Source organism: Pseudoalteromonas sp. SCQQ13 (assembly GCF_015864415.1).
In the GTDB taxonomy this organism is placed as follows: Bacteria; Pseudomonadota; Gammaproteobacteria; order Enterobacterales; family Alteromonadaceae; genus Pseudoalteromonas; species Pseudoalteromonas nigrifaciens.
Window position 1 is genome coordinate 1 of the sequence record NZ_JADYXG010000043.1, and the last position, 1,523, is coordinate 1,523.

1 protein-coding gene is annotated in these 1,523 nt (G+C 39.5%); it reads right to left on the reverse strand.

The window, feature by feature from the left end; translation table 11 throughout:
- Nucleotides 1–14 precede the first annotated feature (14 nt).
- Nucleotides 15–1,277 carry an IS110 family transposase gene (locus tag I6F41_RS17880; RefSeq protein ID WP_197108905.1) on the reverse strand — a complete coding sequence of 421 codons (1,263 nt, stop codon included), beginning with the start codon at nt 1,275–1,277 and terminating at the stop codon, nt 15–17.
- Nucleotides 1,278–1,523 lie beyond the last annotated feature (246 nt).

The following is a 1,523-nucleotide window of genomic DNA, read 5'->3' on the forward strand; positions in this document are numbered from 1 at the left end:
ACGACTAGTAAAATTTAGCTATTAATTGCAAATTTTAAAAGTGGTGAGCCTCTGCGTTTTAATGCTGCTAAATACGTCGATTCATCGTAGGGTGTATTTGTTTTCCAACACCTAAATACAATCCTTATCCATTTAAATGCCAGTGATCTAATAATGCTGTTGTGCGGCTTACCCTTGGCTTTTTGTTGCTCATAATACGCTTTAGCCCAAAATGAATAACGAATAGAAAAGCCTGCCCATTCTACAAATGTTTGCCTTAAAAAAGTGGGGCAACTATAACGCCAATGCGTCCACATCTTTTGACCACTGCGCTCAATAACAGGCGCTATACCAGCGTATTTTTGAAGCTCTGCAGCATCATTATAACGCGCACGATTACTCCCAAAAGCAACAAGTAAACGTGGCGCGAGTTGTGGACCTGCGCCGGGTAAGCTATCAAATATCTTTTTATCCTGCTGGGCTTTATAAGCCGATTTTATTGCTTTATCGAGCTTTTCAATACCTTTTAATAACACTTTAAATTGCATAATAAGCACTTCAACGAGCATTTGATTAGGCACAATGACTCCTTCATCCAGAGTTAATGGCATTGAATTTTTAATACTGTCTAGTCGTGCATTATTGACCGTGCAATAGTGTGAGTTATGACTCTCAAAAAAGTCGAGTAAAGTCTGTTTTCTTGCTTTTTTAACCGCAGTGAGCGACGGCCATTTCTGAATGAAGTCGCAGAATATATACGTGTCCTTTTCTTTAAACCATTCAAGTGCCTGCGGGTAATAATTCTTTAATGTCGCCGTTATCTTATTGGATAAATCGACACTGTCTTGCACTAAACTTCGGCGATATTCAACAAGCTGAGACAGCGTTCGCATAGCTGCAGGCTCAGGCTCAATGACAGACAGCTTATTCATGTGTAACGTGAGAATTTCAACTTGTACAAAGGCATCTGATGGGTCATCTTTTGCGCCACTGGGCGTAAAAGCCTGGCGGTATTTAGCAACGGCACAAGGATTAACGGTAAATAAAGTAAGGTGGTCGTATTTAGCTAACGCATAAATAAGCGGGCCTTTTTTAAGCTCACAAACAATCGCTATTTTCTGCTCTGGATAACGCTGTTTAATATCCATAGCCCATTCATGCAACGCTTCAGGTGTGTGTTTAATAACGGTGTAATGGTATTTATTAGTGCCTGTTGGGTGTTCACAAATATCATGTTTTTTATCGGCCCAATCTATGCCAATGAGTACAGCAAAATTATCAACGTTATATGCTTTCATTTTATAGCGCCTACGGTTAAAGTTAAGGACGGAATGTGCTTAAATCTCGTTTCTCGCAGGTCTTATAGATAGTCTTGGTCGGCAATCCCTGAGTATGCGTTTTGAAATCGAGGTGCTCTGTTGGCTCGAACGTCTTGTTAAAAACATTGGATGTTTGTCATTCAATATTCGTAACCAACAGAAGCATATTCCACTTAATATAATAGTCAGTTACTTTTAAATTAAGTGGCTTGGTCGAACTATAAG

Excerpts from the sequence above, each read along its gene's own strand:
- I6F41_RS17880 (WP_197108905.1), bottom strand. The coding sequence starts at position 1,277 with ATGAAAGCATATAACGTTGATAATTTTGCTGTACTCATTGGCATAGAT.